The sequence below is a fragment of the Cupriavidus sp. 05N40 genome (assembly GCF_056397305.1).
In genome coordinates, this window is record NZ_JBFTND010000176.1 from 26,060 (window position 1) to 33,784 (window position 7,725).

Below are 7,725 nucleotides of genomic sequence, written 5' to 3' on the forward strand. Positions count from 1 at the left end.
ATCAGCGCACCTTGAACAGCGGCTCGAGCGGAGCGCACTTCAGCATCTGCTCGATGCCGCCATCGCGCACTGCCTGGACCAGCATCGGCAGGGTATGGTCGTAGGCGGAGAACAGCTTGGCGATGTCCGCGTCGGTATGCTTGTAGCCAATGTTGTGCGTGCCGAAGGTGAGGACGCCCTGGGCCAGCATCTCCTGCATGAACAGGGTCTTGAGGTGCCACATCGGGTAGCGCGCAGTGTCCTTGATCAGCAGGAAGCTCCAGCTCGGATGCCCGGAAACCGAGAGGAAATCGTCGGCGCCCAGCGCGGCGATGCGCTGGCGCAGGCCGTCGATCACGACCTGTCCCTGGCGGGCCAGGGTGGCGGTGACCGGCTCGCGCTCGAGCTTCTTCATGGTGGCAAGTGCTGCCGCCAGCGACAGCGTTTCGCCGCCGAACGTGAACGAGAAGAAGATCTCCTCCATCAACTGCATGACATCGGCGCGGCCCGCGACGGCGGAAACCGGGTAGCCATTGGCCAGGCCCTTGCCGAAGGTGGCCAGGTCGGGGGTCACGCCGAACAGCTGCTGGGCACCGCCGTTGGCATAGCGGAAACCCGTGATGGTTTCGTCGAACACCAGCAACGCGCCGTGCTTGTGCGCCAGTTCCTTGACTGCCTGCAGGAAACCCGGGGCCGGCTCGACCACGTTCATCGGCTCGAGGATGACGGCGGCAACCTGGTCCGGATGCGCCTTGAAGATGGCGTCGAGGCTGGCGATGTCGTTGTATGCCCAGGAATGCGACAGGTCGCGCGTGGCCTGCGGCACGCCGCGGTTGCGCGCGGTGGTGCCGATATACCAGTCCTGCCAGCCGTGATAGCCGCACACCGCCACGTGATCGCGGCCGGTGAAAGCGCGCGCCACGCGCACGGCGCCGGCGGTGGCGTCGGAACCGTTCTTGCCGAAGCGGACCTTCTCCGCGCAGGGGACCATCGACACCAGTTGCTCGGCGACTTCCATCTCGAGGCGGTGCGGCAGCGAGAAGATGATGCCGTCCTCCAGCTGGGCCTTGACCGCGGCGTCGACGTCAGGGTCGCTGTAGCCCAGCGTCAACGCGCACAGGCCACTGATCATGTCGACGTACTCGTTGCCGTCGACGTCCCACACGTGGCTGCCGCGGCCGCGTTCGATGAAATACGGCGAAACGCCGAACGGGTATTGCGTGCGGCTCTTGCTGAACGTCTGCGAGCCGAGCGGAATGGTGCGCAAGGCGCGCTCGAGCAAGGCTTCGGACTGTTGGTAGCGTTGCGACATGATGTTCAGACCCTTCGAGGTTGTTGGTCGTCTTGCACAAGAGATTTCAGGTAGCCCGCGTTGCGGACCTGGCCGGAGTTGATCTCCAGCAGCTCGGGCCGCCGCGCCATCAGTTGCAGCACGTCGGCCATCAGGAAGCCGGGGGTGTCACGGTACAGCGCCTCGTAGACCGCCTCGACGAATACCAGGTCGGCGGGCTCGTCCACGGTCCAGCGCAGCGACGACAGATCCTTTTCGCGCGTGAGGCCGCCCAGCCGGAAGCGCTCCGGATGCTGGTAGATGAAGGAGGTCACATGCTCGCGCTGCGAAGGCAGGCTGGCTTCGCGCCAGATCGTCTCGAGCACGCTGAAGCGGAACACCTCCACATCCAGCCCGTCGGGATAGGTGGGGGGCAAAACGTTGCTGGCGTAGTCGTAGCCGCCGTCGCGATAGAAATCGACAACCGCGTCGATCACTTCATGGTCGGTCAGCGGGCAGTCGGCGGTCAGCCGCACCACGTGCTCGGGCCGGATGTTCTTCACCGCCGAGTAGAAGCGGTCCAGCACATCGTCGAGGCTGCCGCGGAACACATCCACGCCGGCCTCGGCGCAGCAAGCAGCGAGCGCGTCGTCGGAGGGGCTGTCGCTGGTGACTACCATCAGCCGGTCGATGGTGCGGGCGCGCCGCAGGCGTTCGATCTGGCGCAGGATCATCGGCTCGCCGAGCAACGGCTTCAGGACCTTGCCCGGCAGGCGCGTCGAGCTCGTGCGCGCTTGCAGCAGTGCCATCACGGTCATTGGTGCTCCTTCTTCAGCGCGGGCCAGTTCGACGGCGTGACAGCCGCCGACGGCGCCATATTGCATTCTGCGAAATCAAGGGAGAGACAGGCCGCGCTACGCTCCCATGCCGCGGCGATCTGTTCGAGCTGACCCTGGTCGAGCACGCCGACCACGACGTGGTCGATCGCGCCTTGCTGGCGCAGGAACGCGAGGCTGCCTTCGAGCTGGCTCGCGCCAGCCTCCCTGCATATTGCCCGGAAGCGGTCAAAGCCAGGCGCCAGCGCTTGCAGGAATGCCGGCAGCTGCTCGGACAACAGGACTCCCTGGAGGAACGCCGAGCGCGTGTGGATCTCCACGCCGGCTGCCTTGAGGCGCGTCAGTTCGCCGGAGGCGGTGAAAGACTGGTCAAGGACATTGAGCGGCAACTGCATGGCGTCGATGCCGAAACGCTGCGTCGCGGCGCGCGCTTCTTCGACGCTGTAGACCGATACGCCAAGACGCTCGACCAGCCCTTGCGCCTTGAGCGCCTGCAGCGCGGTGTACAGGTCCTGCCCGCCCTCGCCCAGCAGGTCGCCGGCGTGATGCACCAGCAGGCCGTCCAGGCGACCGACGCCGAGATTGCGCAGGGAATCGTGCACGCCCTGCACCACGCGCCGGACCGCGGCAGCATCCGCCGCCGCCCCGCCGAGCGGCAGCGTCTTGGTATAGAGCCGGAAGGCGTGCGCCTCGCCGCCGCGGCGGCCCAGCACGCTTTCGCTCTGGCCGTATGCCGCTGCCGTATCCAGCACCGCCAGCCCAAGCTCGCGGGCGCGGCGCAGGATGCGTACCACCTCGTCTTCGGAGACCTGCCCCGCGGTATTCGTGATGCCGTAGGGCAACCCGAACTGCACGGTTCCCAGTGCCAGCTTCATGCAAGGATCCCGCGCAGGGTGGAGGTGACGTACTCTTGTTGCTGGTCGCTCAGCCCCGGGAACATCGGCAGGCTGATCGCGCCGGCGTAGTACGCCTCGGCCTTGGGAAAATCGCCCGGCTTGAAACCAAGCTCGCGGTAGTACGGCTGCGTATGGACCGGGATGTAGTGCACGTTGACGTGGATGCCGGCGGCCCGCAGCGCGTCGAACACGGCCTTGCGGCGCGTGGCGTCGTGCAGCACCACGGGGTACAGGTGCAGGCCGGACAGGCCGTCGGGATGCTGGAAGGGCACGGTCAGCGCCGCCCCGGCCAGCAGCTCGCCGTAGCGGTGCGCGATCTGGTGGCGCCGCGCCACGAAGGCGTCCAGGCGATGCATCTGGCTGACACCGAGCGCCGCCTGCATGTCGGTCATGCGGTAGTTGTAGCCCAGCGCGATCTGCTGGTAGTACCACGCGCCGTCGGCAGGCCCCGTCATCTCGGCCGGATCGCGCGTGATGCCGTGCGAACGCGCCTTGCGCATCGCCTCGGCCAGGTCGGCCCGGCGGGTCATGCACAGGCCGCCTTCGGCGGTCGTGATGACCTTGACCGGATGGAAGCTGAAGACGGTGATGTCGGCGTAGTCGCCACATCCGATCGGCTTGTCCAGGTAGCGCCCGCCGATGGCGTGGGAAGCATCCTCGATGATGGCGAAGCCATACTCGTCGCCCAGCGCGCGGATAGCCTTCATGTCGCAGGACTGGCCGGCGAAGGCGACAGGGATCACCACCTTGGGCAGGGCGTCGCGCGCCGCGGCCTCCTTGAGCTTGGCCGCGAGCGCATCGGCGCACATGTTATAGGTGCGCGCATCGATGTCGACGAAGTCGACACAGGCACCGCAGTAGCGCGCGCAGTTGGCCGACGCGACAAAGGTATTCGGCGTAGTCCAGACCGTGTCGCCGGGTCCCACGCCAAGCGCCATGCAGGCGATGTGCAAGGCGGAAGTCGCGCTGTTGACGGCGACCGCGTGCCCGCCGCCGACATAGGCCGCGACAGCAGCCTCGAAAGCCGGCACCGCCGGGCCCTGCGTCAGGAAATCGGACTTCAGGACGGCAACCACCGCCTCGATGTCGTCTGCCGAGATGTCTTGCCGGCCGTAGGGAATCATGCCATCGCCTTGGCGTTGAAGTCGCGGATTTCCTCCGGGGTGAGGAAATGCGGGTTGTTGCCGGAGTTGTACTCGAAGCCCTGGCTGACGCGCGTGCCCGTCTCGCCCAGCGCATTGACGGTGTAGTCGATGTCCGAGTGATGGAACTTGATGGTCGGGCGCAGGACATAGTGGTCCTTGAACTCGAGCGTCAGGTGGGAGTCGTCGGCCGGGCACATGATCTCGTGCAGCTTCTCGCCGGGGCGGATGCCGATCACGCGGGTGGCCACGCCAGGCGCAACCGCTTCGGCCAGGTCGGTAATGCGGATCGAAGGGATCTTCGGCACGAAGATCTCGCCGCCATGCATGCGCTCGAAATTCTTCAGCACGAAATCGACGCCGTCCTGCAGGCTGATCCAGAAGCGGGTCATGTCCGCGTGCGTGATCGGCAATTCCTTCTCGCCCTTGGCCAGCAGTTGCTCGAAGAACGGAACCACCGAGCCGCGCGAGCCAACCACGTTGCCGTAGCGCACCACCGCGAACGAGGTCTGGTTGGCACCGACCATATTGTTGGCCGCGACGAACAGCTTGTCCGACGCCAGCTTGGTCGCGCCGTAGAGGTTGATCGGGTTGGCGGCCTTGTCGGTCGACAGCGCGATCACCTTGTGGACGTTATTGGCGATCGCCGCGTTGATGACGTTCTCGGCGCCGTGGATATTGGTCTTGATGCACTCGAGCGGGTTGTATTCCGCGGCCGGCACCTGCTTGAGCGCGGCGGCGTGAATGACGTAGTCGATCCCGCGCATGGCCTGCGAGAGGCGCTCGCCATCGCGAACGTCACCGATGAAGTAGCGCATCGGCGGCGCGTCGATCTCCTGCTGCATCTCGAACTGCTTGAGTTCGTCGCGCGAATAAATCACCAGGCGCTTGGGCTTGTAGCGACCGAGAATGGTGCGCGCGTACTTCTTGCCAAACGAGCCCGTACCGCCCGTGATCAAAATAGACTTGTTATCAAACATTGCGTATCTCTTCCGAATATGATCTGGGGCGCTTAAACAAAGCGCTTGAAGTAATCGACCGTCTTGGCAAGTCCGTCGCGGAAATGCACCGAAGGATTCCAGCCGATCACTTCCTCGGCAAGGCGGGTGTCGGGGCGGCGTTGCGTGGGATCGTCGGCCGGCAGCGGCTTGAACTCGATGGTCGAGCGAGAGCCGGTCAGCTCGATTACGTGGGTCGCCAGCTCGAGCATCGTCATCTCGTGCGGGTTGCCCAGGTTCATCGGGCCAGTGAATTCCTTCGGCGTGTCCATCATGGCGACGAAGCCGTCGATCAGGTCATCGACGAAACAGAACGAACGCGTTTGCTTGCCTTCGCCGAACACGGTGATCGGCTCGCCACGCAAGGCCTGCATGATGAAGTTCGACACCACGCGGCCATCGTTCTGGTGCATGCGCGGGCCGTAGGTATTGAAGATCCGCGCGACCTTGATCTCCAGGCCGTGCTGGCGGTAGTAGTCGAAGAACAGGGTTTCGGCGCAGCGCTTGCCTTCGTCGTAGCAGGAGCGGATGCCGATGGGGTTCACATTGCCCCAGTATGCCTCGGGTTGCGGATGCACGACCGGGTCGCCGTAGACCTCGCTGGTGGAGGCCTGGAAGATCTTGGCACCGAGCCGCTTGGCCAGGCCCAGCATGTTGATGGCGCCGTGGACCGAGGTCTTGGTGGTCTGCACCGGATCGTGCTGGTAATGCACGGGCGAGGCCGGGCAAGCCAGGTTGTAGATCTGGTCCACTTCCACGAACAGCGGGAAGGTCACGTCGTGGCGCATGAACTCGAAGCGCGGATTGCCGAGCAGGTGTTCGATGTTCTGCTTGGCGCCCGTGAACAGGTTGTCGACGCACAGCACTTCGTTGCCCTGCTCGATCAGCCGATCGCAAAGATGCGAGCCGAGGAAGCCGGCGCCACCGGTCACCAGGATACGCTGGCGGGAATTGTAATTTCGCATGTTCAAGACTTTGTTCTAGGAGCGGCCGATACCGAAATATTCGAAGCCCTGTTTCTTCATCGAAGTCGGGTCGAACAGATTGCGGCCATCGAAAATCAGGGGGGTCTTCATTTCGCTGCGCATGGCCTCGAAGTCGGGGCTGCGGAACGCCTTCCACTCGGTGACGATCACCAGCGCATCGACGCCGTCCAGGGCGGCCTCGGGCTGGTCGGCGAAATGCAGGTGCGGCAAGGCCTCCGGCATATCGGCCAGGTCCTGGGCCAGCACGCGGCGCGCCTCCTCGGTGGCCACCGGGTCGTGCGCGTGCACCACGGCGCCGCGCTCGAGCAGTTCCCGGATGATGATGCGGCTCGGCGCCTCGCGCATGTCGTCGGTTTCCGGCTTGAACGCCAGGCCCCAGATGGCAAAGCGCTTGCCCGCGAGATCGTTGCCGAAACGCGCCAGGATCTTGTCGATCAGCACGCGCTTCTGCGCCTCGTTGACCTGCTCGACGGCGTCCAGCACATGCATCGACTGGCCGAACTGCGCCGCCGTCCTCGCCAGCGCCTGCACGTCCTTCGGGAAACACGAGCCGCCGTAGCCGATGCCGGCGTACAGGAAGCTATAGCCGATGCGGGGGTCGGAGCCGATGCCCTGGCGCACCAGTTCGATGTCCGCGCCGACGCGGTCGGCGAGATTCGCCAGCTCGTTCATGAAGCTGATGCGGGTGGCCAGCATGGCGTTGGCCGCATACTTGGTGAACTCCGCCGAACGCACGTCCATGAAATACATGCGTTCATGGTTCCGGTTGAACGGGGCATACAGCGTACGCATCATCGCCTTTGCCTTGTCGCCGGCCTCGTCGGCCGACACGCCAACCACGATACGGTCGGGACGCATGAAGTCCTCGACGGCCGCGCCTTCCTTCAGGAACTCCGGATTGGAGACGACCGCGCAGCCGAGATGGGACGCTTCGCGCTTCGCCAGCTCTTCCGCGATCGCGGCCTTGACCTTGTCGGCGGTACCGACCGGCACCGTCGACTTGTCGACGATCACCTTGAACGCGTCCATGTGGCGGCCGATATTGCGGGCGGCCTCGATGACGTATTTCAGGTCGGCCGAGCCGTCTTCGTCCGGCGGCGTGCCGACGGCGATGAACTGGATTTCGCCATGGGCCACGCTGGCGGCCACGTCCGTCGAGAATTTGAGTCGGCCTGCCGCGCGGTTCCGGTCGATCAGGGCCTTGAGACCCGGTTCGTAGATGGGCACCCCGCCACCGTTCAGCAAATCGATTTTCTTGGCGTCTACGTCAAGGCAGAAAACATTGTTTCCCAATTCGGCCAGGCAGGTACCTGTCACAAGCCCCACATAGCCGGTTCCGATAATAGTAATTCTCATTTCTCAAGCCAATATTTGCTTACACAAAGCGGCGGCCGGAAAAAACTCTGCTCCGTCGCCATGACTCCGCATTCCCGAAAATAATCCGCCGTCGCCTTACATATCTTCACATTTCTAAATACAGGCATCTTCCGATGCGCAATCGGGCATTGACGGCTCATGACACGATTGGGGCGTTGCAGCCTGGCATGCAGGAATCTGCGGGCCAGGTGAGGAAGACGAGGGGGAAGGCGGCGCGAGCGATTGCGACGGGACGCAAGAC

The 7,725-nt window shown here is 64.5% G+C and carries 7 protein-coding genes; all 7 read right to left on the minus strand.

Annotated features, from left to right (window positions below; all coding sequences use genetic code 11):
- Position 1: 1 nt before the first annotated feature.
- From AC1DO7_RS30850 to AC1DO7_RS30880, 7 genes are read right to left on the minus strand one after another with little or no spacing between them, the layout of a single operon-like run.
- Positions 2-1,291 carry an aminotransferase class III-fold pyridoxal phosphate-dependent enzyme gene (locus AC1DO7_RS30850; RefSeq protein WP_441613279.1) on the minus strand — a complete coding sequence of 430 codons (1,290 nt, stop codon included), beginning with the start codon at positions 1,289-1,291 and terminating at the stop codon, positions 2-4.
- Between the two features lie 5 nt (positions 1,292-1,296).
- The gene (locus AC1DO7_RS30855) at positions 1,297-2,067 is read right to left on the minus strand and encodes a cytidylyltransferase domain-containing protein (protein ID WP_441613280.1); all 771 of its coding nucleotides are present in this window, start codon (positions 2,065-2,067) and stop codon (positions 1,297-1,299) included.
- Entirely contained in the window at positions 2,064-2,960 is an 897-nt protein-coding gene (locus AC1DO7_RS30860; protein ID WP_441613281.1) for an aldo/keto reductase, read from the minus strand. Before AC1DO7_RS30860 ends, AC1DO7_RS30855 begins: the two co-directional genes overlap by 4 nt.
- Positions 2,957-4,105, minus strand: coding sequence for a UDP-4-amino-4,6-dideoxy-N-acetyl-beta-L-altrosamine transaminase (pseC, locus tag AC1DO7_RS30865; protein WP_441613282.1), 1,149 nt, complete (start codon positions 4,103-4,105; stop codon positions 2,957-2,959). Before pseC ends, AC1DO7_RS30860 begins: the two co-directional genes overlap by 4 nt.
- A complete protein-coding gene (pseB, locus tag AC1DO7_RS30870; RefSeq protein ID WP_441613284.1) occupies positions 4,102-5,103 on the minus strand; it encodes a UDP-N-acetylglucosamine 4,6-dehydratase (inverting) in 1,002 nt (333 codons plus the stop codon). Before pseB ends, pseC begins: the two co-directional genes overlap by 4 nt.
- Positions 5,104-5,135: 32 nt before the next feature.
- Positions 5,136-6,086 carry a UDP-glucuronic acid decarboxylase family protein gene (locus AC1DO7_RS30875; RefSeq protein ID WP_441613285.1) on the minus strand — a complete coding sequence of 317 codons (951 nt, stop codon included), beginning with the start codon at positions 6,084-6,086 and terminating at the stop codon, positions 5,136-5,138.
- Positions 6,087-6,101: 15 nt separating this feature from the next.
- Positions 6,102-7,463: a UDP-glucose dehydrogenase family protein gene (locus AC1DO7_RS30880; protein WP_441613286.1), complete on the minus strand. Its 1,362-nt coding sequence runs from the start codon at positions 7,461-7,463 to the stop codon at positions 6,102-6,104.
- Positions 7,464-7,725 lie beyond the last annotated feature (262 nt).